Raw genomic sequence first — 26,120 nt, 5'->3', positions numbered from 1 at the left:
CTACTATGCTTGAAGAGCTTTTACAGTTAGATCAAGATTTCTTTTTATACCTCAACGGACTAGGTACTAAGAATTGGGACAATTTTTTTCAGTTTGTTTCCAACAAATTCAGTGCTATACCACTTTACCTTTTTTTGCTCATTCTTTCCTTTCAGAAATATGGGACCAAGAAGACGTTGGTGCTTTTATTTACTGTGGCCCTTTTAATTACGGTTACTGATCAATTGGGTAACTTCTTTAAGTATGGGGTGGCAAGGCTAAGACCTTGCCATGATCCGGAGATAGCTCCTTACATGAGACTGGTAAAGAGTTATTGTGGTGGCAAATTCGGGTATTTTTCGGCTCATGCCTCTAACTCTTTTGCTCTAGCAGTTTTTTTTGGTAGTATTCTTAAATCAAGTGTAAGGTATTTGGGTGTGTTTTTGGTGTTGTGGGCTGCTTTGGTCGCGTATAGCCGTGTATACATTGGCGTTCATTTTCCTTTGGATATTTTGACAGGGGCTTTTATAGGCTCTTTGTTCGGCTGGTTGTTTGTAAAGTTATTTATATTTGCACTTCGCAAATTCTCCCTATGATATCTAATCTAAGGTACTGGTTTTTAATTGTTTTAGTTTTTTTGGTATACGTTGCAGGTATGTTTGTAACGTTGTTTGAAAATGATTCCGCCCAATTTTCTGTAATGGCCATGAGAATGGTACAGGAAAGTGATTTTTTTAGCCTCTTTAAAGGACCGGAAGAGTATTTGGATAAACCGCACATGCATTACTGGTTGGCAGCTCTTTCCTATAAGATCTTTGGTATACATGAGTGGTCTTACAGAATTCCTGGAATATTGGCCACCTTATTGGCAGCCTATAGTTGTTATGGTTTAGGGAGTTTACTATACAATAAAAATGTAGGTAAACTTTCTGCTTTGATATTTATGACTGCACAGACGATCGTACTTGGGGCAATTGACGTGCGTACCGATGCAGTTTTAACGGGCTTTAGTATTCTAGCTATATGGCAACTAGCCGCATATATAGAGAAAGGTAGCGTAAGGGCTATTATTATTGGAGCGTTTGCAGCCGGTATTGCCTTCTCTACCAAAGGTCAAATAGCGTTATTGGTTATTGGTCTGCCCATCTTATGTCATTTGTTTTACACAGGAAAATGGAAGGCTTTTATAAGCTATAAGGTATTGGTGGCGCTATTGGTTTTTGCAGTGACGATAACTCCAATGTTGTATGCTTACTATCTTCAGTTCGATTTACATCCGGAAAAAGTTATTCGTGGTAAGGCTAACCGAAGTGGCATATTCTTTATTTTTTGGGAACAGAGTTTTGAAAGGTTAAGCGGTGAAGGCATTGGAAAGAATAGCAGTGATTACTTTTTCTTTTTTCACACATTTTTATGGGTGTTTCTACCATGGACTATTTTGGGTATTGTTGCCTTTTATAGTAAAATAAGAACATTTATCGGTCAAAAATTTAAGTATGCAAATGGGTCGGAATTTTTAACCATAGGTGGTATAACCTTAATATTCATAATCATCAGTTTTGCCCAGTTTAAACTTCCTCATTATTTAAATATTACAATCCCGTTATTCGCTGTAATTACCGCGGCATACATTAATAAACTATATACTGTTAGTAATACAAAAACTGTAAAATATTTAATGATAGGGCAATATTTTGTTCTAAGTATTGTCTTTATTGCTTCGGCTTTAATTTGCTTCTATGTGTTTAAGTTACGTAGTATGGTGGCTTATTTCTTTTTATTGGTTGCGGTAATTATTATTGTGTACTATGCCCTTAAAAGAGAAGGTGTTTTTATGAAACTGGTTACCATTTCAGTATGCGCTTCGTTATTGCTGAATGCCGTTTTAAACTTGCATTTTTATCCTAATTTATTAGACTATCAAGCAGGTTCATCAATGTCAAAAATTATAGCGGAAAAGGATATTCCTGTAGATCGAATTTTTAAGGTAGGTAAGGATCATACGTGGTCATTAGATTTTTACAATCGTTATCCTGTTCAAATTACATCTCCAGAAATGTTGAAGAACAAAAAAGACATATGGGTCTACGTAAATGATGAGGAAATGGCCAACTTACAGGAACAAGGTTTTGATTGGGATTCACAACTTTCTGTAGACCAGTTTAGAATTACTCGTTTGCAAGGTAAATTCTTAAACCCTAATACGCGTAAAAAGGTGACACGTAAAATGCACTTGTTACATATTTACTAAACCTCTTTTGTTTGTTGTTTAGGTGATTCTATTACCCGTAATTTGATTTTTTTGAAGTGATACCATACTCCAATTAAAGATACCAAGGCGGTAATTAAAAAGAAAAGCACACTAACACTTACAGATACATTTTGATCTAGCTCTAAGAACTTAGCTCCGTAAAAAAAGGTCACTTCTCTACTGCCAATACCACCTAAGGTTAATGGTACTACCGCTACGATAGAAGAAATTAAGAAAATAATGAGATATGATATTTGATCGGTATCAATATGAAGAGCTAATAGAATACACCAAATACTTATTAATTGTGCAAGTTGTACCAGCGCTGATAATACTGTTGATTTCCAAAATATGGGTAGTACATAATTGAAGAATTTTTTATTTAGAAGCCAAAAAATAACAACAGAAAATGGTATGGTAGTAAAGAATATCCAATGATAACCTGTTAATAGTTTGTTATCCAGAAAACCAAGCAGCAAACATGCATAGATAAATAATAGTAGTAAGCCTCCAAGACGGTCTAGTACAAGTACGCTTACAATCCTTTTGGTCTTAACTTCAAATGTTTTTTTTAGGATATACCCTTTGTATGCATCACCACCTATACCACCGGGTAAAAATAGGTTATAGAACATACCTAATAGATACAGCTTAAAGTTGCTCTTATGGGTGAGCATAATTTGCAAGCGATGGAAGTAAAGATTTAATCTTACTGCGGCTACAAGCTTAGAGATGACGAAGAATAGTAAGCCAAGTAATAAGTAAATTAAATTACTGGTGGACAGTATACTCTTTATTTCACTAACATTGATTTTAGTGAAAATAAAATAGATTAAAACGGCACTGATCAGTACTTTTAATACGGTAGTTACTTTCTTATTTAACTTGGCCACCTACGCTTACTTTTTTAATGCGGTACGGTCTTTTGTTCTGAGATTCATAATAGGTTCTGATCAATAATTCCATAACAATACCTATTGTAAACAATTGAATACCTGCAAAAATGAACATCATACCTACTGTCAATAAAGGTCTTGTACCGATATCTTCGCCCAAGCCGAACTTAACGATCAATAGATATATGTTAATGAAAACACCAATAATAATCATTAATGAACCAGAAATACCGAATAGGTGAATTGGACGTTGAAAGTATTTGCGAATAAATAGTAACAGCATCATATCTGCAACTACTTTAAATACACGTTCCAACCCATATTTAGAAACCCCTGCATTACGTGCATGGTGTTTTACGGGTACTTGCTTTATCTGTCCTCCTTCAAGAAATGCCAATAGGGTTATAAACCTGTGCATTTCTCCATAAAGATTTAAATCTTTGGCAATATCTCTTGTAAAAACCTTCAAGGCACAACCATTATCCTTGATATCTAGTTTGGTAACACGCCGAACCAAGAAATTGGCAATTTTAGAGGGTATCTTCTTAACTAGAGAGTCTTTTCTTTTTTGACGAATACCAGTAACAACATCATACTCGCCACTTACGGCATAGGTTAGCATTTGAGGAATATCAGAAGGGTCATTTTGCAAATCCCCATCCATAGTAATGATATATTCTCCTTCGGCATAATCTATACCTGCTGCCAACGCCAAACTTTGTCCGTAATTTTTCTTTAGTTCTATAAGATGCACCTTGTCATCTTTTAAATCTTTTACTACTTTCTTGGTTTTGTCTTTTGAAAAATCATCAACGTAAATGATTTGATAGTCATAACCTACCAAACTTTCGTGAATTTTTTGGGTTAAAAGAGTAACATTATCTTCCTCATTATATAAAGGAACAACTACCGAAAGTAGAGAAGTGGTAACAGGTTGCATTGGGTTGTTTTTGAAATCAATGCAAAGTTATGTTTTTTATACTAAAGAAGGTCTACTGGAGCATGAGTAACGCTCTAGGAAATTTAATGGGTTTTTAATGCCTTTAAGAGCTTTTCTGCAGCTAAGAAAGGTGATGAATTTCCGTTAATGACTTCATTTTTTAATTGTGGCAGTAATTCCATAGTCTTCGGGTGACGATAAAACTCTGATAATAATTCTTGTTCCAAATACTGAATGAGCCAATTTTCATTTTGTCTCTTACGGTTGTTTAAAAAGTGACCAGATGCTTTCATGGTATTACAATAGGTTACTATTAATTCCCAAATTTCATGTAAGCCTTTAAGTTCAATGGCAGAACAGGTCAATACTTCTGGAGACCAGCCATTTTCTTTGGGTGGAAACATATGTAGCGCTCTTGTAAATTCCATTTTTGCCAGTTTTGCACGTTGTATGTTGTCTCCGTCGGCTTTTGTGATTACTATGGCATCGGCCATTTCAATAATTCCTCTTTTTATACCCTGTAGTTCATCACCCGCACCAGCTATTTTTAATAATAAAAAGAAATCTACCATGTCATGAACTGCCGTTTCGCTTTGTCCTACCCCAATGGTTTCTATTAAAATACAGTCGTATCCAGCGGCTTCAAGTATTACGATACTTTCCCTGGTCTTTCTTGTGACACCGCCTAATGATGAACCAGATGCAGATGGTCTTATATACGCATTGGGATTTTTAACCAATTCTTGCATACGTGTTTTATCTCCAAGAATGCTTCCTTTGGTTCTTCTGCTTGACGGGTCTATGGTCAATACGGCAACTTTTTTACCCGTGGAGGTAATCAGATCTCCAAATTGCTCAATAAATGTGCTTTTACCGGCGCCAGGTACACCGGTAATACCAATTCTTATGGAATCTTGTTTTTTTGATATACACCCGCTAATTATAGCATTGGCAATTAAACGATGTTGAGGCTTTGTGCTTTCTACAATAGTAATAGCCTTACTAACTATGGCAACATTATTTGCATAGATACCTTCAAGAATTTCAGATGTCGTAAGGTTGGCTAAATTCATGGCAACGGCTTCTATTGTGTAATTGTAACGTAAATGTACTATTTGTAAATGGGAATCATGATTTTGGTAGTATCCCAGGCTAAGTCCAAATAATCTTGCTGCTGTATCCCTTCTTTCAAATGCTCAAAATCAATGGAGAAATTCTCTACGGGATTTTCTAATGTTTTTACCGGGACTTCAACCGTTAAATAATCAAATCGTGGATCATGTGTGGTTTGGTTACCATCTACACGGGTTACTCCCCAATCTGGTATTTGAGTATTGAATATAACTTTCCAACTATTCCGGTTAGGTACCGTCCATAATGAATATTTACCCGCAGGTAATATTTTATCAATTATTTTAATGTTTTGGGTAGTAGAAAAGGTGGTAGGTTCATTTGCCCCGGTTCGCCAAACTTTACCAAACGGTACTAGGTCTCCAAAAATAATTCGTCCTTTTTTGGACGGGCTGGAATATTCAACCTCTAAAGAACTTCCTTTTAATTCTAGTTGTTCGGTTTTAGCGGGGCTAAATTTTTTAGCCTCTTGGTGTATGTAAGGTATGATTACCAAATAAACAAGTGCCACAATAAGGGCTATAACAATGAAAATTCTCTTTATTAGTTTCATTTATTACCAGTAATTCTATACACGAAATTTAACTTTTCTTACCTAAATCAAACTTAAAGATAGAAATGTTGTTGTATAGATCACCAGGCCTTAAGAGGCTTTTAGGAAAATCTGGTTGATTTGGTGCATCTGGGTAGTTTTGTGTCTCAAAACATATACCAGGGAAATCATCTGGAGTATAGACCACCAAAGCTGGCTGATTGGTGTATACCTTCATGGTAATGCCCGAACTTTTGGAATGTAGTTCTGCTACCTTTTCATTACCAATATCTTTCACATAAATAGTATCAAACCTTTGTAGACCTATTTTTTTAGGTAAAAGAAAATCGTACTCGGTTTTACGAACTGGAACAATATTTCCCGTTGGTAGCAAATTCTCTTGTGTTTCTAATCTATAAGGACAGTTGAGCTGTAGTTCGTATTCATCTATGTACGGATTTTTATCTAATTTAAAATAGGAATGATTGGTAAGGTTTATAACCGTACTTCTATCCGTCATTCCCTCATAAATGACTTGCAAGGCATTATTCATAAGTTTATAGGTAACACTAACGGTTAAATTACCTGGGTAGCCTTCTTCTAAATGCTTGCTGTTATAGGTAAGTTTTACAAATGGTTTATCGCTATGGTCCACTTCATCTATGTTCCAATATTTTTGATGAAACCCTTCTTTACCTCCATGTAAATGTACACCGTCTTCTTGATACAGGTCATATCTTGCTCGGTCTATTACAAAACCACCATTAGAAATTCTACCTGCGTAACGCCCAACACTGGCACCTAACACATGATCATCTAATCTATATCTGCTTGGATGGTTGTAGCCTACAACTACATTGGTGAATTCGCCATCATCTCCTTTAACAAGTAATTTTTGAATGGTTGCGCCATAATCTAAAACCATTAGGGTCAAATAGGCATTGGAAATTGTAACTTGTTTCAAAGGAAAATTTTAATAGTGTAGTGTAAAAATAAAAATTTTTGCAACATTCTATTTTTTATATCGTCCTTAATATAACAACAACCAAAAACCAATCTAATTAACCGATGTTTCAAAGCAATGTCGTAGAGAAATGTAAAGCGAACGACCGGGCTGCCCAGTTGCAATTATATAGAAAATATTGTGACGGTATGTTTGTGGTAGCAAACCGCTTTGTTAAGAATGCGGATGATGCTGAAGATGTCTTACAGGAATCTTTTATTAAGGCATTTCAAAAAATTCATCAATATAAAGGTGAGGTAACTTTTGGCGCTTGGTTAAAAAGAATAGTGGTAAATAAAAGTATAGACTTTTTAAAATCAAAAAAAGATAAGGTCTCTATTGATGAACAGGATATGCAGGTAGTTGCAGAAGATGATAATTGGAACGTATCTGCTGCAATTAGTATTGATGAGGTAAGGTTGGCTATTGATCAATTACAGGAAAAATATAAATATGTAGTACTCATGTTCTTGGTTGAAGGGTATGATCATCAAGAAATTGCAGAGGTATTGAATATTTCATCCTCTGCTTGCAGAACAAGATTGTCAAGGGGAAAAAATCAACTAAAGGAATTATTAAAAGAAAAGAATTATGGAACAGGATCTTAGGGAAATGTTCAAAAAAGATAGGGAGAAGCAAAAACATGCCATAAAACCAGGTCATGAAGAACGGTTTTTAAAGAAATTGGAAGAATCTATTCCATCAAATAAAACTACAAAATGGGGTTGGTTGCACATTGCGGCATCTGTTGTTGTACTGGTTAGTTTGTCATTGGGCTTCTGGTTTTTAAGCGGAAATGATGAAAATACAGTAACGGTTGTGCAAAATGATAAAGAGGAAAAGCAGAAAACCGAATTCACATTTGGTGATCTATCTCCAGATTTAAAAAAAGTAGAGAATTATTATGTGGCGAACATAAATTTGGAATTGGCTAAGCTAGAGGTTTCTCCAGATACCAAAGGTCTTATTGATAGTTTTATGGAGCAGCTAAATAATTTGAACCTAGAATATAAAACCTTAAATAAAGAATTAAAAGAATTGGGTCCTAATGATCAAACCATTACGGCGCTTATAGAGAATTTACAGTTACGCTTACAATTATTACAGAAATTAAAAAGAAAGTTGAACGAATTAAAATTATCAAAAAATGAACAGATCAATGACACTAGTATCTAAGCAACTCATCATTGCATTAGGTCTTTTAACCTCTGTCGGCTCTTTTTCGCAAGCAGAAAGTAAAACTTTTCAAGAAAGATTTATCGTAGCAGAAGATGCTGTGGTAAATATCAATACCAGCTATGCTGATATTGAATTTGAAACTTGGGACAAGGATGAGGTGGCCATCACGGCCACCATAACCCTGGAAGGTGCTACTACAGAAGAAGCGAAAGACTATTTTGAAAACAGCCCTATTGAAATTTTGGGCAACAGCAAAGAGGTTAAAATTTCCTCAAAGTCCAAAAACAATGATTTTTTTGCAAGTTTTGATTCAAAGACCTTTTTTGACCATAACGATATGCACATAGAGGTGCCCGAAATTGCATCATTTGTAGTTAGTGTGCCACAAATTGCACCTTTTCCAGAAATGCCACCTTTACCACAGACCGAAGCTTTTATATTCGATTATGAAGCATATCAAGAAGATGGTGAAAAGTACATGAAAAAATGGCAAAAGAACTTTGAGAAAAGTTTTGATAAAAAACATCAAAAACGGTTGGAAGAGTGGGCTGAGCGCATGGAGGAGAAAGGTGAGGCAATGGATAAAAGAATGGAGGAATACAATCAAAGGCGTGAGGAACTGATGGAGAAGAGAGAGGAAGTTTTGCAAGAGAGACAAGAGAAAATGGAAGAGAGACAAGAGAAAATGGAAGAGAGACGAGAAAAAATGCAAGAAGAAAGAGAAGAACGTAGAATGTTGATCAATTCAGGTGAAGGTTCTCCAAATATATTCTATTATTCATCCGAAGGGAAACAAAAGAATTTTAAGATTAAAAAGACCATTAAGATCAGTTTACCAAAGTCTACTAGAATAAAAATGGATGTACGTCATGGTGAGGTGAAATTAGCTGAGAATACCAAAAACTTGAATGCGAACCTTTCGCATTCAAGCCTTTGGGCAGTAACAATTGATGGTGAAGACACTTCTGTTTCTGCTGCCTATACACCGGTAAATGTAAAAAAATGGAATGTTGGCCAATTGAATACATCCTATTCTGAAGAGATTTCATTGTCAGAGGTTGTAGAATTGCAGTTGCAAGCAACATCATCTGAAGTAACGATAGATAAGTTGATGAACAATGCGTTTATTAAAAACAATTTTGGAGCAATACATATCCTTGAACTAAGCAATGATTTGGAAGAACTTGATATTAGTGTGAAAAACGGAGAACTTAACGTTAAGTTACCTAAAGTAGCCACTAACATTTATGTAAAAGGTAATTCGTCAACGCTAAAATTACCTTCGCAGGTAAACTTAGTAGAAACTAAAAACGGATCTACAGTAGTAAATAAGGGATATCACTTAAAAAATAATAGTGGTCGTTCTATACTAATAACATCTGATTATAGTGAAGTAGTGTTACAGTAGTTATTTTAATAATTCCAGTGTGCCAAATACATTGGCATCAATCCAACCTGCATTTTTATTCTCTCCAGGTACAAAGACAGATCCTATTAAATTTTCTCGTTTTTTGCTATTATCGTTATCGGCATAGGCAATAGCAAAACCTATTCTTTTTCCTTCGCTCAAAACAACCGGTTTTACAGTAGGCTTATCATTAAATATGCTAGGGTATACCTTTACGAGCATTTCCCAATATGTGGTATTACCTTCTGTTTGGTGCTTAGAGATTACATGATCATTATAAAGCGTTGGTTTTTCATTTACACCTAAGTCTACCACATTACCATCCAAGGCAACATGATAGGTAAATGCATTATGATTAAATCTATGTTGACCACCTGAATTGTCTTCATCAACATAAACAATTACGCAATCATCATTCCACCATAATTTTAAAGGGTCTTCGGTTTGTTCTAATAAGGTATCATCCACTATCTCCAGTAAAATATAAAGTCCGTCTTCGTTCCAGGCCATTTTATATTTACCGTTATAATCATCATGGTCAAAAGGACCGCCGATCCAATTTTGGTCAATAGGTTGCCATTCTAACAAATTCCAATAATTCTCTATAGGTCTGCCGTCTAATGTAGGAGCTTCTTTAATATAGGAGACGGGAGTTATTTGAGTGTTTTTTTTGCTTTTGCCATCAGAACACGAAGTAATGCATAGTAGAAGTAAAAAATAAATAGTCCATTTCATAATACTGGTTTGGAATCTATAATTTAAACACACTATTCTCTTAATTATTGTAAGATTAATAGTACTTCAATATCTGGGGCAAGATAAAATAAAATTAAACGAACCTAATTGTTTTCAATGTTAACTCTTACAGTATTAGATTTTTATTGTTTGTTACCAAATAAAAAAGCGCCCCTACTGGAGCGCTAATCTATTCGTGGTGAACATAGTTCTTAATGTGCATTCTTCTTTAGATAATCTCCAAAGTTAGCTTTAAACCTATTTAATCTAGGTATAGAAACATTTCTGATGTAAGAATTGTTAGGATTATTCTTTTCATAATCTTGGTGATACGATTCTGCTTTGTAGAAAACGGTATATGGTGTTACCTCTGTGGTAATAGGATCATTATCATAAACTTTATTATCTACTAGTGCCTGAATGTAGCTTTCAATAATTTTCTTTTCGTCTTCATTTTTATAAAAGGCAATAGAGCGGTATTGTCTTCCACGATCTGGTCCTTGTCTGTTCAACTGTGTGGGGTCGTGAGATCCAAAGAACACCTGTACCAATTGAGTGAATGAAATTACCTTTGGGTCGTAGTATACTTCGACAGCTTCGGCATGATCCGTTTTGCCATAGCCAACTTCTTCATACGTTGGGTTTTTCTGTTCTCCGCCGGCGTATCCAGATACAACTTCCTTTACACCTTTTACACTTTCAAAAATAGCCTCTACACACCAAAAACAACCACTGGCAAAATAGGCGGTTTCGTATTTACTTAATTGTTGCGGACTCAATTTAACCTCTTCATACATTTCTTCCTGCTGCGTCTCTTTGGCTGGTGTGTTTTCGGAAATTGTATTTTTTTTATTCTTGGACTGGCAACTAGTAGCAATTAAGCTTGCACCGGCCAATAAAACGATTTGTAATAATTTCATATTTCTTTTTCTTTTGCAATTTGTTGCATAATTTACAAAGTACTTACGAGGTAAACGGTTAAAATATGTTAACGAGATACTAAGATGGCATATTTTTGAAAAATGAACGAACTGCAAAAGGTACTTGATTCTTATTCTTTACGTAGTATAGGTATATTGGATAGCACAATACCAATGAATAAGTATATACCTCTGGATCTATCCAAATCTAACGAAGCGTTGCTAGATGTGGACATTACAAATCCTGTTACCTGTCAATCATATATTGATACTGTGGTAAAGAGTAAGGATGGTATAGCTGCCTATGGGGGTTATTTAGAAGAACGAAATCTTTATGCGGATAAAGATGGGTTCTCTGCAGCTCATAAACCCAAGCGCAACATACATTTGGGAATAGATTTTTGGACCAATGCAGATACTAAGGTCTTAGCTCCCATAGATGGCAAGGTGCATAGTTTTAAGAACAATAATGTAGTTGGTGATTATGGACCTACCATAATATTGGAGCATACCTTACGTCATATTACTTTTTATACATTATATGGTCATTTATCTATAGAATCATTAACCGGTTTGTTTAAAGGAAAAGTATTTAAGGCAGGTGAAACCTTGGCAAAGTTGGGAACACCTGATATTAATGTGAATTATGCACCTCACCTTCATTTTCAAATAATAAGAGATTTAGAAGGTAATGAAGGTGATTACCCTGGCGTTTGCGCAGTGGAAAACTTACAACACTATAAATTCAATTGTCCAAACCCCAATTATTTATTAAAAATAAAAGGTAGTTCTTAAAAGAACATTCTTTACTCCTTTTATACCAAGCTCACATGGTCTTATGTGTAGCATATTTGTAGTACAAGAATATATATCGATTAAAAATTGTAAGAAAAAACCTATTAACTCGATAAACTGCACAAATTTGACGATTATCTGTTTAAGATTTTGTAGGAAAAAGGACTACAAAAAATGGTGATACATCGAATAAGTGCCCTTTCATCGTAAAAACTGTACCTCTTGTCGAATGGGAAATACGTTTACTTAGGGGTAGTGGGTTATCAATAGACCAAATTTACCTACTTTATTATGCGTACTATTATTTTTTTATTCCTTGTTATCTGTTTGGGAACCCAGTCCCAAGCACAAGAGAAGTCACCAAACACAAAAGTGCAGACTATTGTTATGCCCATGGCGGATATAACAGTAAAGTCTGATGTAAACACTCAGGGTTTTCAAACAGCTGCAAGGTTTTTTAAAGTGAAGAATGCAAGAGTTAAGCAAGCCTTACTTTTTAAACCAAGGGTAAGAACAATGTCTTTTGCCTAATTCAATTCTTCGACTGCAGCATCTTTGGTTACCTCTGCTACACTTGCAGGTAGTACAATAGTTTTTAAAATTTTCCAAACATTATTTGTAACTATTCTTTGACCTTCAGCGGTAGGATGAATTCCGTCCTCTAGATTTAAGCTTGGGTCGCCAGCTACTCCTTCTAACAAAAATGGGATTAAGTAAATATTGTTAGATTCTGCTAATGCCGGATACATAGCTTTAAATTGAGAAGCATAGTCAGTTCCCATATTTGGTGGTATCTGCATGCCCGCCAACACAATTTTAGTATCAGGATTTTTATCTTTTACCATATCGATCATTTCTTGAAGATTGTTCATGGTCTCGGCAATGGGTATTCCGCGCAAACCGTCGTTAGCACCTAGTTCAAGAACAAAAATGTCTACAGGCTGGTTCAATACCCAGTCTAACCTGTTTAAACCGCCGGATGTGGTTTCTCCACTTAAGCCAGAGTTAATGACCTTGTAGTCTAAACCTAATGAATCTAATTTTTGCTGTATTCTATTGGGAAATCCCTCCTTTACATCCAAACCATAAGCTGCGGTAAGGCTATTTCCATAAAACAAAATGACTTTGTCATCAGTAGAAACCTCTTCCTTTTTATCCGTATTTTCTACCTCTGCTTGCGTTTCAGATGGTTTTTTTTCGGTAGTTTCTCCGCATCCAACGAACAACAGTAGCACTAAAAAATAACGAAACTTTAATACTTTCAACATAGTCTTAACTTATTAGATTCCAAATCATTTGTTTATTTTGCTCTCTTGTACCAAAATGATTTATGACAAAGATATTAAACGTACGTAATCTAAAGAAAACGTATAACAGCGGATCAAGAAATTTGACGGTTATTGATGACATTTCCTTTTCGATTGATGAAGGGGATACTTTTGCAATTGTAGGTCCGTCGGGAAGTGGAAAAACAACTTTGCTAGGTTTATGTGCAGGTTTAGATGAAATAAATGAGGGTACAATAGAACTTTGCGGACAAGACCTAAGTGCTTTAAATGAAGATCAGCGAGCTTTGTTGCGCAATGAAAAAGTTGGTTTCATATTTCAAGATTTTCAACTACTGCCCACTTTAACAGCTTTGGAGAACGTGAGCGTTCCTTTAGAATTACAAGGAGAAAAAAACGCAAGTAAAGATGCTATGGATCTTTTGGCTAAAGTTGGTTTGGCAGGTAGGCATGATCATTATCCATCACAGCTTTCTGGTGGTGAGCAACAACGGGTAGCTCTTGCCAGGGCTTTTTCAAATAAACCATCTATTTTATTTGCAGATGAACCTACCGGTAATTTAGATGAAGAAACCGGTGAGAAGGTAATTAAACTATTATTTGACCTGAATAAGGAAATGGGTACCACTCTGGTCATTGTAACCCATGATCTTGAATTAGCTAATTTAAATAAACGTGTCTTACGACTTAAAGGGGGCAAAATAGTCATCAACGAAACTACATCCATATCTTGAGCGAATTTCAAAGAACATCTAAGGCAAAATTTAATTGGTTGTTGAAAATGGCTTGGCGAGATGGCAAGGCAAGCGGTAAAAGGTTGCTTTTGTTTATGGCATCTATAATATTAGGTATTGCCGCGGTGGTTTCCATACAATCTTTTAGTAATAACCTTAAAAATAACATTGGCCTACAGTCTAAGGCCCTAATGGGTGCAGATTTCTTAATTGATAGTAATCAGCCTGCAAATGAAAGGGTAGTGGAGTTAATGGATTCTTTGGGCGGCTATAAGGCACGTGAGGTGAAATTCGCGTCTATGGCAGCCTTCCCTAAAAGTCTATCTACAAAATTGGTTCAGGTAAGGGCTATTGAAGGTAATTATCCTTTTTATGGCGAATTGGAAACGGAACCCAAAACTTCGGCTTTTGATTATCAAGATAAGGGTGGTGCATTAGTTGATGCCACCGTAATGTTGCAGTTTGACCTAAAACCTGGGGATAGTGTAAAATTGGGCACCACTACCTTTCCTATTCTAGGGGCTTTGATTACTGCACCGGGTAGTACGGGTATAGGTGCAACTGCCGCACCGCCCATTGTGGTACCTTTTCGTTTTATGGAAGAGAGTGGGTTGCTGCAACGGGGTAGTAGGTTAGGTTATAACTACTATTTTGAGGATGATAAAGCCGATTTAGAATTACTTAATGATAAGGTGGATCCGTTATTAGATGCAGAAAATGCAGATATGGATACGCATACAGATACCAGTGAGCGTTTGGGGCGTAGGTATGAGAATGTAGGTAGGTTTTTAAACTTAGTTGCGTTTATAGCGCTTCTTTTAGGGTGCGTTGGTATAGCAAGTTCTGTTCATATTTATATCAAAGAAAAACTAAAAGCGGTGGCGGTACTAAAGTGTTTAGGTGCAACGCGAAAACAAACATTTTTTATATTTCTACTGCAAATTGCCGGAATGGGCTTGTTGGGCGGTATAATAGGTACAGCAATAGGACTATTGTTGCAACAGACCTTTCCATTCATATTACAAGAGTTTTTACCTTTTACCGTTGAAATATCAACTTCATACCCAGCCATATTCGTTGGTTTGTTATTAGGCGTTTCTATGTCGGTGCTTTTTGCTTTATCTCCTTTGGTACATACTTGGTTCGTTTCTCCGTTACAAGTGTTGCGCGTGCAAGAAGATACAGGTAAAAAATCACGTCCATATCAAATCTGGGTAGTGGTGGCTATTGTATTGTTTGTGCTTTTATTTGCATTGTGGTTGTTGGGTAGATGGGAGTTTGCCTTGAGCTTTGTGGTTGGTATATTAGTAACGTTCTCTATTTTGGCAGGTGTCTCAATAGGTTTCATGAGGCTCATTAAAAAGTACTTTCCAAAATCATGGAGCTTTGCTGCACGCCAAAGTCTTTTAAATTTGTACAGGCCAAATAACCAGACTGTAGTTTTAATATTAGCTATTGGTATTGGCACATTCTTAATTAGCACTTTGTATTTCACCAAAGATTTTTTACTTGCCAAAACAACTTTTGAGGCAAGTGCTGAAAGTCCAAATCTTATACTTTTTGATGTACAGACAGAACAACGTAATGACGTTGAAAATACGATAACACCAAAAGGTTTACCGGTTATAGATAATATTCCTATAGTTACTATGCGCATGGAGCGTATTAAGGATAGGGATGTGAATGACATTAGGTTAGACACCACCACTAGGGTGAATAAATGGATACTGAATCATGAATTTAGAACTACATATAGAGATTCTATGATCGGTTCGGAAAAGTTATTGGAAGGGGAGTGGTTGCCGTCTGTTCCTCCTAATACCGAAGTTATTCCTATTTCCCTAGCGGATAATGTTGCCAATGGCGCCCTTGTAAAATTAGGAGATACGCTGTTGTTCAATGTACAGGGTAAAATGATGACTACCGTGGTAGGTAATATTAGGCAGGTAGATTGGGCACGTATGCAGCTTAATTTTTCAATTGTTTTCCCAACCGGGGTATTGGAAAAAGCACCCCAGTTTCATGTGGTTACGACCAATGCGCCGGACAAAGCTTCATCTGCCAATTTACAAAGGGAATTGGTAAAGAAATTCCCGAATATATCCATCATAGATTTACGACAGGTGGTAACATTGGTTGAAAATATATTGGATAAAATTTCATGGGTCATCACCTTTATGGCTTTTTTCAGTATTCTAACTGGTATCATTGTTTTAATAGGATCGGTTCGTAATAGTAAATACCAACGAATTAGAGAAAGTGTATTGTTAAGAACCCTTGGTGCACAGAGTAAACAGATATTGAAAATTAATGCATTGGAGTACCTATTTTTAGGTGTTTTAGGAAGTGGTGTGGGAGTGTTACTTTCTTTACTAAGTAGTTTTTTACTGGCTTATTTTATTTTTGATACTCCATTTATTCCGTCGTGGGTGCCATTTTTGGTGGTGTTGCCGGGTATAACATTGTTGGTCTTAGCCATCGGTTTATTTAATAGTAGGGGAGTGTTAAATAGTCCGCCATTGCAAGTGTTGCGAAAAGAAGGATGATGCAAAAAGATATTACCCTTATAATAGTTTTGGCTTAATTATTTGTTGATGTGGGTTTACCAACATAGAAATATAATAGGTAATCCGTATTCGGGTCTAGAAATCGAAACAGCTGCGTTCGTATTGTTGGTTGTAGATAGTCTTCTTCATCATACACCTCTAATAAAAGTGATGCATAATCTGAACGAGAAAAACCTCCTTTTTTAGCAGTAATTTCAGATACTCGTTGATTAAATAGTATACTTTTAGGTTGAGCTTTATTTCTAAAATGTATTAATGGTACTGTTTTCAAAGTTTTTGCCAGTTCATAATTATGGTGCTTAGCAATTACCTTTAAAGAATCTCCCAAAGCAAAATCACTCACTATTGCATAAGTACTATCCCTGCTTATTTCTTTTAAAAGGTTGGTGTAATTTTTATAGGTACCATCTGTAATTACACTTTTTACAATTAACTCTTGTTCAAAATCATCTAAAATCTTTAAAAGTGCTGAGAAGTACTCAGGATACTCTTTTTCAACGGCCATGTTTATAGCTTCATCATATGTCACATTATTTGTTTGGGCGGCAGATTCATTAAAAGATAAAAAGAAAACAAATAAGTATAGATACGTGTGTAATTTCATTAAGTAAGGATATTCTGTTCTAGTTGAAATTTAGTACTTTATATAGTATTAATTTCTATAACTTTAAGGAATACATAACTTTTATAAATTATACAATTATGAATTTACCGGCAATTTTTTCATTTAAACTAGGTATTTGGCAATCATTAGTATATGTAGCGCTGTTTGTTTGGGTGTATTGCTTAGTTGATATTGTACGCCATGAATTCAAGAATGACGGTAAATTTACATGGTTGCTAATTGTATTTTTTCTTCCAATTTTAGGTTCGCTCCTATATTTATCCACAGGGAAAAGTAGACGTATGCTAAAGGCATAATCTAAAATCCCTTTTTATTATTTTCCGTTTTCCATAGGCGCTTATGACTTAATTACGGATAAATTACTCACTATACGTGAATTGTCAACTAATCAGCATAGCTTTGCACCTGAAATACAAAAGTGATTGTTATGCCGTTATTTACCGAATTAAAAATATCTAGAAACTTAGAAAAAGCACTTGAAGATCTAGGTTTTGAAAATACTACTCCTATTCAAGAGAAAGCTTTTCCCATTGTAATGAGTGGTAGTGATGTTGTAGGTATAGCACAAACAGGTACCGGTAAAACGTTCGCCTATTTACTTCCTATTTTAAATACTTTAAAATTTTCAAAAGATATTCATCCAAAAATTATTGTATTGGTGCCTACACGTGAGTTGGTAGTACAAGTAGTGGAAGAGGTAGAAAAATTGGCAAAATATTCAGGAACAAGAGTATTAGGGGTGTTTGGAGGAAAAAGTATGCTAAAGCAAAAAGAGGCATTGGCATTGGGGACAGACATTTTGGTTGCCACACCTGCTCGTCTTTATGATTTGATATTAACCAAGGCTGTTCAATTAAAACAGGTTAAGAAACTGGTTATTGATGAGGTCGATGTTATGTTAGATTTAGGCTTTAGGTTTCAATTGGTCAATATTTTTGAATTATTGCCGCAAAGAAGGCAGAATATTATGTTCTCTGCCACCATGACAGATGATATTGAACTGTTTATTACGGATTTCTTTACAGGTGTTCAAAAAATTGCTGTTGCCGTAAGTGGTACTCCTTTAGAAAATATTACTCAATTTGGGTATGCGACACCAAATTTTTATACCAAGGTGAACCTTTTGGTGAGCTTATTGCAAAATGAAGAAACGTATAATAAAGTTTTAGTGTTTGTTTCCAGCAAGCGAAGCGCAGATTTGCTGTTTAAGGAATTGTCTAAATTTTTTAGCGAAGAGATATGTATTATACACTCCAATAAAACCCAAAACTATAGACTGCGTTCCATAAATCAGTTCGATGAAGGTAAGAATCGAATTTTGGTTACTACTGATGTTATGGCACGTGGGTTAGACCTGCAAGAGATATCTCATGTTATAAATTTTGATACTCCCACATATCCTGAAAATTACATGCACCGTATAGGTAGAACGGGTAGGGCAGAAAAACAAGGAACATCTATTTTATTATTTACACCACAAGAGGAAGAGGCAAAAAATGCCATTGAAGAATTAATGTCTCACCAAGTTGAGCAATTACCATTGCCCGATGATGTTGAAATTGCAACACAGTTAACTTTTGATGAACAACCAAAACATAGAGAGCGCGATAATCCTTTAAATATCAACGAAGATGAACGTGGTGCAAGTTTTCATGAGAAGTCTGAAAAGAACAAGAAGGAAAATCAAGGCGGTTCCTATAAGCGTATTATTAAAAAGAAATACTCTAAACCCAAAACCAGAGGCGACAAAAACTACGGTAAACGTGGAAGAAATAAAAAGTAATTACATGATTTCAAAATTGGTTTTATAGTCCAGTTCGCCCATTTTTCTGAAAGTAATGATCGATGAAATGCATACCCTATCGGTATGCTGTTTTTAGACCAAAAACCGTTCGTCGACACTTTTTGTCTATTCACCTTAAAACTCTTCACTAGCCGAAAATTATTACAGTTTAGCGAGGTCAACCGGCTTGTTCGCTTTGCTGACGGTACTTTTATATTGTTCAATAATACGATATGAAAGCATTTTTCACCTTACTAGTTTTAATTTTCGCCGGAGCATTAGCATTGGCGCAAACACCCCAAGCAGATGATAAAGTTCACACTACTGAAATGGGTATTGTTATGGTTGATAGCCTTAACGATATTAACGCTGAGAAAAAGACTGTTGACTCTAACGAAACATCTGTAGCTCGCTTGTACAGATATAAGAATGCAAGGGTTAACAAAGAATTGGCATTTATTACCAATAAAACTTATGGTAAGTTGGCATAATATTTGCCCTATATAAAAAGGTGCAATGAAGCACCCTTTTAAAGAATTTAATTATGATGTTATTTACTTTTTTAATTCCGGCTTTAATAATTGTTGCGGCAATATCATTATCTAACAACAACAAAACGAAATTACGTGCTATTAAGGTTCCCGTGAATAAGCGTAAGTCTTAATTTTTAATACCGGGCTGCTTTATAGTATAGTTACTTTTAGCTTTAGCCTCATCTACTTGGCGTTTTACATCTGCGAGTAGAGCTTTGGAATCATACACAATTCCATCTTTTACAGTATATTTTACACCACCAACACGAACCACCTCGTTATCTTCAGTAAGTTTTACAGCTCCTGTGCCGTATAAAACTTTAAAATTTTGAAGAGGATTTTCTTCAACAATGACAAAATCTGCCAACTTACCTATGGCAACGGAACCTATTTTGTCATCCATACCCAATGCTTCCGCACCATTTAAGGTAGCAGATTTTATAATTTCCAATGGGTGAAAACCTGCTTCACGCAATAATTCTAATTCTCTTATATAGGCAAATCCATAAAGTTGAAAGATGAAACCGGAATCTGAACCGGTAGTAACTCTACCACCTCTATTCTTGTATTCATTGATAAAGGTCATCCAAAGTTTATAGTTATTTTTCCAAGCTACTTCTTGCTCGGTGCCCCAATCATGCCAATAAGAGCCATGTGAGACTTTACTAGGCTGATAAAATTCCCATAAAGAGGGTAGTGTATATTCTTCGTGCCATTCAGCTCTTCTTGCGCGTTGCAAATCTCTGCTAGCTTCATAAATATTGAAAGTAGGATCCATGGTAAAATCAAGCTCCAAGAGTTCGTTCATTACATTGTTCCAGTGTTCTGAATACGGTTTTGCCGCTTGTGCCCATAGTTTACCGGCATTTTCAAAGCGATCTTGTTCATTTTGATAATTATAATCTAACGGAAAATCTTGTACCGTACGATCATCAAAAAGTGCCTCAGGTAGTCCATACCAATGCTCCATTGAGGTTAATCCTGCTCTTGCAGAATGTAAAACGTTCCAACGGGCTACGCTCATTTGTGCATGATGGCAGGCGGAACCTAATCCTAGTTTTTTATTTTCATCTAATGCAGCGGCCATAATTTCTGGTTCTGCACCAAAAAACTTAATGCCGTCTGCACCTTTTTTTGCATTTGCACGTACCCATTCACGTGCCTGTGCCGGAGTTGATATTGGCACATCGTTTAAAGGATTGAATGCTTTACTGGTCTGTCCAAATGCGGTATAGGAAATAATACGAGGTGCAATGATTTCATTATTTTCACTTTTACGTTTTAAATCTAAAGCAATATCTATTCCTCTACCTGCAACCTCACGAACGGTAGTGACGCCATGTGCCATCCAAAGTTTAAAAACATAGTCTGGGTCTGCACCTTGTGCATCGCCACCAATATGGGTATGCATATCAATAAAGCCAGGCATTAGATACATGCCGGTACAATCTAATTCTTTACCACCTGCTTTTAATTTTGGTCTTTTGGCGTCATCAATTGCCACACCAGGGTAACCCACGACTTTTACATTTGTAATCCTGTTGTTCTCTACAACAATATCAATAGGTCCTTGTGGTGGTGCCCCGTTACCGTTAATGAGCATTACGCCTCTAATGATCAATTGATCGTGCGGTCCGTCTCCCTCAAGAGATTGTGCATGCATGGTGAGCAAAACGGATATGAATATAGCCGTTAGGAGCAGTTGTTTACGTAACATAGGGTGGTTGTTTGTGTTAGTTTCCTTAAATATAGAGAAAGCAGCAGAAAGAACAGTGACCGTATGTCAACTTTACAAATAAAAAATGGAATTGATATTTATACCCTATTAAGATTAAGCAACAGGTGATAATTGCTGCTTTATTTCTTGAAATTTAATAATGTAGTTGGTTCCTTTCTTAGACATATCCCTAGTAATAGTACCCTTTAATTGTCGGGTAAGATTATGGATTAATTTTAATCCTAAAGATTTTGTAGTCTTATAATTAATGGTTTCCGGGAAACCAATACCGTTGTCACCAATTTCTAGAATGTAACAATTCTTCTCGTCAGTATCTTGTTGGAGCTTTATACTGATAATACCTTCTTTGTCCCCTTCAATACCATACTTTAATGCATTGGTCAATGCTTCGTTGATCAATAAACCTAGTGGTATGGCGGTATCAATTCCTAATTTAATATCTGGAATATCTATTTTTAAATTTACATGGTTGTCATTGCCTTTAATAGATCTTATGAGGTATTCACCCAATTCTTGAACATAAGATTTATACTCTATATGGCTAATGTCATTACGCATATACAACATTTCATGAACCATGGCCATGGCTATAACCCTATTCTGCGTTCCTTTTAAAAGCCCTTTCATAGGTCCGGTTTCTATGTTTCTTGATTGCAAGCTTAAAAGACTGGAAACGGTTTGTAAATTATTCTTTACCCTATGGTGTACCTCTTTTAATAGATTTTCCTTTTCATGCACCTGTAAATACAATGCTTTTTTAGAACTGTACATGGTATTGTAGGTCTTTAGCAAAGTTTTGCCCAAGGTGTTGCCTAAAATAAAAACAGAAAATAAGATGGATACCAAGCTAAATATAGGTCTAGATGCTTCAGGTACCATATTCTGGGTAATGCTCAGTTCTGGTATGGTCTGTGTAAAAACCAGAAGAATGAGTATAATAATGATATTAAGATAGATTCTACCATATCTCGTACTATATATAAAACCTCCAAAAGCTATTAAAGGTATCATGAATATAAACGGACTAAAAATTCCGCCGCTATATAAGGTGATGACGACTGCCGCAATTAAACCGATTATGGATGAAAAATTGAATGTAGGTAGAATAACCTTATGAGACCTAAAATATAGTAGATTGATACTATTCAATATTGAAAAGCCAATAAATACAAAAGGAATGATTTGGGTAATATTTAAAAAGAAATAGCATAATACCCCAAATAGAAAGGAGATAATGCTTGTGGTATAATTTACCCTTAAAAATAGTTTGGTTTTATCCTGTAGACGTTCTTTGTCAATGGTAAATCCGGGCATAGATATTATTTATGTACTAGAAAACATACGAATTACGTAATGTAAATCTAATTATGTTTTTATCATTATACTAGTATTTTCGTGTTTAGTATAGTTAAAACGACGAATATTATTCTGAATAACGCATTTTTTTTGTCTAAATAATGGTTAAAAATATGAAATAAACTGTTAATGACTGATTTCATTTTAGAATCGAAAAAATGAATTATAAAGTTGATTGAGGTATATGTAGTTTATTTTAAGTGAGTTAAACCGGGGTATTAAAAAAGGCATCCATAATGGGATGCCTTTTTTAGATATTGATTTCTATTTGAATTAATCTTGGGTTAAAACCCAAGATCCATTTTGCAAAAGTGGCTCTGCCTGCTTAAATTTTACCGTTTTACTTTCCCCGCTCATTACATTTTTAATGGTAACACGCTCATTACGGCCAATTTTTGGCTGTTCTCTTGTAATGGTCTCGGTAATTGCTGGGCGTTGACCTTGATTTTGACTAACTGCTCTACTACGTGCCGCTAACTCATCGCTATTCGGTATTTCTTCTTTTGTAGTCTGCAGGTTTTCTTTTTTTCTAATGTTTCTTTCTTCTTGAATAGCATTTGCATTTTCAGAAGGTAATTCACCTTTGAAAAGGAAAGAAACCACTTCTTTGTTCACTTTTTCGATCATAGATTTAAAAAGCTCAAAAGCTTCAAATTTATAGATCAATAAAGGATCTTTTTGCTCATGAACGGCTAATTGTACAGATTGTTTCAACTCATCCATCTTACGAAGGTGTGTTTTCCATGAATCATCTATAATAGCCAGGGAAATGTTCTTTTCAAAATCTGTGATCAACTGCTTACCGTTACTATCATAAGCATCTTGAAGATTGGTGACAACATTTAAGCTTTTGATACCGTCTGTAAATGGAACTACAATTCGCTCAAAATTATTGGCATTATCTTCATGAACTTTTTTGATCACAGGGAAAGCCGCAGCGGCATTACGCTCCATCTTATCATTATAATGGTCGTATGCTGCTTTATAAATTTTTCCGGTTATCTCCTGAGCAGATAATTTTCCAAATTCGGCTTCATCTACAGGAGCTGTCATAGAGAAATATTTGATCAGCTCAAACTCTAAATTTTTATAGTCGTTGGCGGCCTTATTGCTTTCTACGATCACCTCACAGGTATCATACACCATATTGGCGATATCCAATTTTAATCGCTCTCCTTGTAGGGCGTGACGGCGTCTCTTATAAACAACTTCACGTTGGGCGTTCATTACATCATCATATTCCAAAAGACGTTTACGTACACCAAAGTTATTTTCCTCAACTTTTTTCTGAGCTCTTTCAATAGACTTGGTCATCATACTATGCTGAATTACTTCACCATCTTCCAAGCCCATTTTATCCATCATTTTAGCAACCCTGTCCGAACCGAACAAACGCATTAGGTTGTCTTCTAAAGAAACATAGAATTGAGAACTACCAGGATCTCCTTGACGACCAGATCTACCACGTAACTGTCTATCTACACGACGAGAATCATGTCTTTCCGTACCAATAATTGCTAGACCACCGGCTTTCTTAACCGCATCTGACAATTTAATATCGGTACCACGACCTGCCATATTCGTTGCTATGGTTACCACACCGGCATTACCTGCTTCGGCGACAACATCAGCTTCTTTTTTATGAAGTTTAGCGTTCAGAACGTTGTGCGGTACTTTACGTACACTCAATAACTTAGATAATAATTCTGATATCTCTACAGAAGTTGTACCGATCAAGACAGGTCTACCTGCTTTACTAATTTTGGTTACTTCTTCTATAATAGCGTTATACTTTTCTCTTTTGGTCTTATAAATAAGATCATTTTTATCTTGTCTGGCAATTGGTCTGTTTGTTGGTATTTCCATAACATCCAACTTATAGATTTCCCAGAATTCGCCAGCTTCTGTTACAGCGGTACCTGTCATACCAGATAATTTGCTGTACATTCTAAAATAGTTCTGTAACGTAACGGTAGCAAAGGTTTGTGTTAGCGCTTCAATCTTTACATTTTCCTTGGCTTCAATTGCTTGGTGTAATCCGTCCGAATATCTACGACCGTCCATAATACGACCAGTCTGTTCATCTACGATCATAACCTTGTTGTCCATTACCACGTACTCCGTATCTTTTTCAAATAGGGTATAGGCCTTTAATAATTGGCTCATGGTATGTATACGCTCGCTTTTTACGGTGAAATCTTTAAAAAGCTCTTCTTTTAGTTCGGCTTCTTTTTCAATTTCAAGATTTTGATTTTCAATCTTCGCTATTTCTGCACCTATGTCCGGCATTACGAAGAAATCTTTATCCTGCTCGCCAGAAATGTAATTAACTCCTTTATCGGTCAATTCTATCTGGTTGTTCTTTTCATCTATAACAAAAAGTAGGTCTTCATCAACAACAGGCATTTCCCTGTTGTTATCTTGCATGTAGTAATTCTCGGTTTTTTGAAGTAATTGTTTTACTCCTTCTTCACTTAAGAATTTTATTAAAGCCTTGTTTTTTGGAAGTCCACGGTAAACCCTTAATAAAAGGAAGCCCCCTTCTTTGGTATCACCTTCGGCAATCAACTTTTTAGCTTCTGCCAAAACACCGGTTAAATGCTGACGTTGTTTTCTTACGATCTCATCCACCTTTGGCTTCAGCTCATTGAATTCATGACGGTCACCTTCTGGTACTGGACCAGATATAATAAGTGGTGTACGTGCATCATCTACCAAAACTGAATCTACCTCATCTACAATGGCATAGTTATGTGGGCGCTGTACCAAATCTTTTGGTGTATGCGCCATGTTATCCCTTAGGTAATCAAATCCAAATTCATTATTTGTTCCATAGGTAATATCTGCATTATAAGCTGCACGTCTACCATCTGAATTTGGTCTGTGGTGATCAATACAGTCTACCGATAACCCGTGAAACTGAAATATAGGCGCCATCCAAGCACTATCCCTTTTTGCCAAATAATCGTTTACGGTAACCAAGTGGGCACCGTTACCGCTTAATGCATTTAAATATAAAGGTAGTGTTGCAACCAAGGTTTTACCTTCACCTGTTTGCATTTCTGCAATTTTTCCTTGGTGCATGGCAATACCGCCAATTAATTGAACATCATAATGAACCATGTCCCAGGTTACCTCTTTTCCGGCGGCATCCCATGAATTTTTCCAAATAGCATCTGTGCCGTCAAGAGTAACATAATCTTTGGAGCCTGACAGGGTTCTGTCATATTCAGAAGCGGTTACCTTTAAGGTTTCGTTATTGGCAAAACGCTTTGCGGTCTCTTTAACCACGGCAAAGGCTTCTGGTAATATTTTATTGAGTGTTTCTTCTGAAATAGTGTAAGCTTCTTCTTTTAACTTATCTATTTCAGTGTAGATATCTTCATTTTTATCGATATCGGTAGAGTTTTTAACCTCTTCCTCTAAAGTGCTGATTTGATCCGTCTTTTCTTTGATGGCATCTTGAATGGCCCTTTTGAACTCTATGGTTTTTTGCCTTAGCTCATCATGACTAAGATTTTCAAGCTGCGATTCAAATGATTTTATCTTATCTACTAAAGGCTGTAATTCTTTTACGTCTTTCTGTGATTTATCACCTACAAAAGCCTTTAGGATGGAATTAATGAAACTCATATATTTTAAACTATTAGAATTGAAACTATTACTTGTTATTAAGCAAGAATATATTTCAAAATGTTTTAGAGCCGATAAATATTTTCGACACTATAA

General features: G+C 35.7%; 24 protein-coding genes. 12 read left to right on the top strand and 12 right to left on the bottom strand.

Annotated elements, in window-relative coordinates; all coding sequences use genetic code 11:
• The first annotated feature begins 5 nt into the window (after positions 1 to 5).
• On the top strand, positions 6 to 575 hold the full coding sequence (locus VBZ51_RS00650) for a phosphatase PAP2 family protein (protein WP_321826832.1): 570 nt from the start codon (positions 6 to 8) through the stop codon (positions 573 to 575).
• Complete coding sequence (locus tag VBZ51_RS00645) at positions 572 to 2,230, top strand: ArnT family glycosyltransferase (RefSeq protein WP_416575757.1); 1,659 nt, start codon at positions 572 to 574, stop codon at positions 2,228 to 2,230. Before VBZ51_RS00650 ends, VBZ51_RS00645 begins: the two co-directional genes overlap by 4 nt.
• Here VBZ51_RS00645 and VBZ51_RS00640 read toward each other — a convergent pair.
• From VBZ51_RS00640 to VBZ51_RS00620, 5 genes are all read right to left on the bottom strand, one after another.
• On the bottom strand, positions 2,227 to 3,123 hold the full coding sequence (locus tag VBZ51_RS00640; RefSeq protein ID WP_416575756.1) for a lysylphosphatidylglycerol synthase transmembrane domain-containing protein: 897 nt from the start codon (positions 3,121 to 3,123) through the stop codon (positions 2,227 to 2,229). The genes VBZ51_RS00645 and VBZ51_RS00640 overlap by 4 nt on opposite strands.
• Positions 3,107 to 4,066: a glycosyltransferase family 2 protein gene (locus tag VBZ51_RS00635; RefSeq protein WP_071341625.1), complete on the bottom strand. Its 960-nt coding sequence runs from the start codon at positions 4,064 to 4,066 to the stop codon at positions 3,107 to 3,109. The genes VBZ51_RS00640 and VBZ51_RS00635 overlap by 17 nt, the downstream gene beginning before the upstream one ends.
• Positions 4,067 to 4,149: 83 nt before the next feature.
• Positions 4,150 to 5,139: a methylmalonyl Co-A mutase-associated GTPase MeaB gene (meaB, locus tag VBZ51_RS00630; RefSeq protein WP_416575755.1), complete on the bottom strand. Its 990-nt coding sequence runs from the start codon at positions 5,137 to 5,139 to the stop codon at positions 4,150 to 4,152.
• 38 nt (positions 5,140 to 5,177) lie between these two features.
• Positions 5,178 to 5,750 carry a DUF2911 domain-containing protein gene (locus VBZ51_RS00625; protein WP_416575754.1) on the bottom strand — a complete coding sequence of 191 codons (573 nt, stop codon included), beginning with the start codon at positions 5,748 to 5,750 and terminating at the stop codon, positions 5,178 to 5,180.
• A gap of 28 nt (positions 5,751 to 5,778) precedes the next feature.
• A complete protein-coding gene (locus VBZ51_RS00620; protein WP_071341628.1) occupies positions 5,779 to 6,693 on the bottom strand; it encodes an aldose epimerase family protein in 915 nt (304 codons plus the stop codon).
• A 104-nt stretch (positions 6,694 to 6,797) separates the two neighbouring features.
• Here VBZ51_RS00620 and VBZ51_RS00615 point away from each other — a divergent pair, with 104 nt between their 5' ends.
• The 3 genes from VBZ51_RS00615 to VBZ51_RS00605 are packed head-to-tail and all read left to right on the top strand — an operon-like array spanning position 6,798 to position 9,319.
• Positions 6,798 to 7,340, top strand: a complete 543-nt coding sequence (locus tag VBZ51_RS00615; RefSeq protein ID WP_416575753.1) for an RNA polymerase sigma factor — start codon at positions 6,798 to 6,800, stop codon at positions 7,338 to 7,340.
• Positions 7,324 to 7,908 carry a hypothetical protein gene (locus VBZ51_RS00610; protein WP_210706811.1) on the top strand — a complete coding sequence of 195 codons (585 nt, stop codon included), beginning with the start codon at positions 7,324 to 7,326 and terminating at the stop codon, positions 7,906 to 7,908. Before VBZ51_RS00615 ends, VBZ51_RS00610 begins: the two co-directional genes overlap by 17 nt.
• Positions 7,880 to 9,319 (top strand): hypothetical protein, encoded by a 1,440-nt coding sequence (locus VBZ51_RS00605; RefSeq protein WP_416575752.1) that lies wholly within the window; start codon positions 7,880 to 7,882, stop codon positions 9,317 to 9,319. Before VBZ51_RS00610 ends, VBZ51_RS00605 begins: the two co-directional genes overlap by 29 nt.
• On the opposite strand, the gene VBZ51_RS00600 is transcribed toward VBZ51_RS00605, so the two are convergent.
• Together VBZ51_RS00600 and msrA are read right to left on the bottom strand one after the other, a co-directional pair.
• Positions 9,320 to 10,054 (bottom strand): sugar-binding protein, encoded by a 735-nt coding sequence (locus tag VBZ51_RS00600; protein WP_416575751.1) that lies wholly within the window; start codon positions 10,052 to 10,054, stop codon positions 9,320 to 9,322.
• Positions 10,055 to 10,266: 212 nt separating this feature from the next.
• Positions 10,267 to 10,974, bottom strand: a complete 708-nt coding sequence (gene msrA, locus VBZ51_RS00595; protein ID WP_340157825.1) for a peptide-methionine (S)-S-oxide reductase MsrA — start codon at positions 10,972 to 10,974, stop codon at positions 10,267 to 10,269.
• A 102-nt stretch (positions 10,975 to 11,076) separates the two neighbouring features.
• Between msrA and VBZ51_RS00590 the strand changes: the two genes are divergently transcribed.
• The gene (locus VBZ51_RS00590; RefSeq protein ID WP_416575750.1) at positions 11,077 to 11,769 is read left to right on the top strand and encodes a peptidoglycan DD-metalloendopeptidase family protein; all 693 of its coding nucleotides are present in this window, start codon (positions 11,077 to 11,079) and stop codon (positions 11,767 to 11,769) included.
• A gap of 291 nt (positions 11,770 to 12,060) precedes the next feature.
• Positions 12,061 to 12,300 (top strand): hypothetical protein, encoded by a 240-nt coding sequence (locus VBZ51_RS00585; protein ID WP_058103490.1) that lies wholly within the window; start codon positions 12,061 to 12,063, stop codon positions 12,298 to 12,300.
• Here the strand turns inward: VBZ51_RS00585 and VBZ51_RS00580 are convergent.
• A complete protein-coding gene (locus VBZ51_RS00580; protein WP_416575749.1) occupies positions 12,297 to 13,037 on the bottom strand; it encodes an arylesterase in 741 nt (246 codons plus the stop codon). The genes VBZ51_RS00585 and VBZ51_RS00580 overlap by 4 nt on opposite strands.
• A gap of 62 nt (positions 13,038 to 13,099) precedes the next feature.
• Here VBZ51_RS00580 and VBZ51_RS00575 point away from each other — a divergent pair, with 62 nt between their 5' ends.
• Positions 13,100 to 13,789, top strand: coding sequence for an ABC transporter ATP-binding protein (locus VBZ51_RS00575; protein WP_058103488.1), 690 nt, complete (start codon positions 13,100 to 13,102; stop codon positions 13,787 to 13,789).
• A gap of 47 nt (positions 13,790 to 13,836) precedes the next feature.
• On the top strand, positions 13,837 to 16,335 hold the full coding sequence (locus tag VBZ51_RS00570; RefSeq protein WP_416576251.1) for an ABC transporter permease: 2,499 nt from the start codon (positions 13,837 to 13,839) through the stop codon (positions 16,333 to 16,335).
• A 34-nt stretch (positions 16,336 to 16,369) separates the two neighbouring features.
• Here VBZ51_RS00570 and VBZ51_RS00565 read toward each other — a convergent pair whose 3' ends face one another.
• Positions 16,370 to 16,960, bottom strand: coding sequence for a hypothetical protein (locus tag VBZ51_RS00565; protein ID WP_416575748.1), 591 nt, complete (start codon positions 16,958 to 16,960; stop codon positions 16,370 to 16,372).
• Between the two features lie 98 nt (positions 16,961 to 17,058).
• Here VBZ51_RS00565 and VBZ51_RS00560 point away from each other — a divergent pair, with 98 nt between their 5' ends.
• The 3 genes from VBZ51_RS00560 (at position 17,059) to VBZ51_RS00550 (ending at position 19,255) form a co-directional block, all read left to right on the top strand.
• The gene (locus VBZ51_RS00560) at positions 17,059 to 17,277 is read left to right on the top strand and encodes a PLDc N-terminal domain-containing protein (RefSeq protein ID WP_416575747.1); all 219 of its coding nucleotides are present in this window, start codon (positions 17,059 to 17,061) and stop codon (positions 17,275 to 17,277) included.
• A 131-nt stretch (positions 17,278 to 17,408) separates the two neighbouring features.
• On the top strand, positions 17,409 to 18,764 hold the full coding sequence (locus VBZ51_RS00555) for a DEAD/DEAH box helicase (protein ID WP_416575746.1): 1,356 nt from the start codon (positions 17,409 to 17,411) through the stop codon (positions 18,762 to 18,764).
• A gap of 233 nt (positions 18,765 to 18,997) precedes the next feature.
• Positions 18,998 to 19,255 (top strand): hypothetical protein, encoded by a 258-nt coding sequence (locus VBZ51_RS00550; protein ID WP_058103484.1) that lies wholly within the window; start codon positions 18,998 to 19,000, stop codon positions 19,253 to 19,255.
• Between the two features lie 169 nt (positions 19,256 to 19,424).
• Here the strand turns inward: VBZ51_RS00550 and VBZ51_RS00545 are convergent, their stop codons facing one another.
• From VBZ51_RS00545 to secA, 3 genes are all read right to left on the bottom strand, one after another.
• Positions 19,425 to 20,960, bottom strand: coding sequence for an amidohydrolase family protein (locus VBZ51_RS00545; RefSeq protein ID WP_416576250.1), 1,536 nt, complete (start codon positions 20,958 to 20,960; stop codon positions 19,425 to 19,427).
• A 168-nt stretch (positions 20,961 to 21,128) separates the two neighbouring features.
• Positions 21,129 to 22,349 carry a sensor histidine kinase gene (locus VBZ51_RS00540; RefSeq protein ID WP_321826841.1) on the bottom strand — a complete coding sequence of 407 codons (1,221 nt, stop codon included), beginning with the start codon at positions 22,347 to 22,349 and terminating at the stop codon, positions 21,129 to 21,131.
• A 315-nt stretch (positions 22,350 to 22,664) separates the two neighbouring features.
• Entirely contained in the window at positions 22,665 to 26,024 is a 3,360-nt protein-coding gene (secA, locus tag VBZ51_RS00535; RefSeq protein WP_058103481.1) for a preprotein translocase subunit SecA, read from the bottom strand.
• Positions 26,025 to 26,120: the final 96 nt, after the last annotated feature.

It is taken from the genome of Maribacter sp. HS (genome assembly GCF_048059195.1).
GTDB classification, from domain to species: domain Bacteria; phylum Bacteroidota; class Bacteroidia; order Flavobacteriales; family Flavobacteriaceae; genus Maribacter; species Maribacter dokdonensis.
Note: the sequence above shows the minus strand (reverse complement) of the source record. Positions and strands in the feature narration are given on the sequence as shown.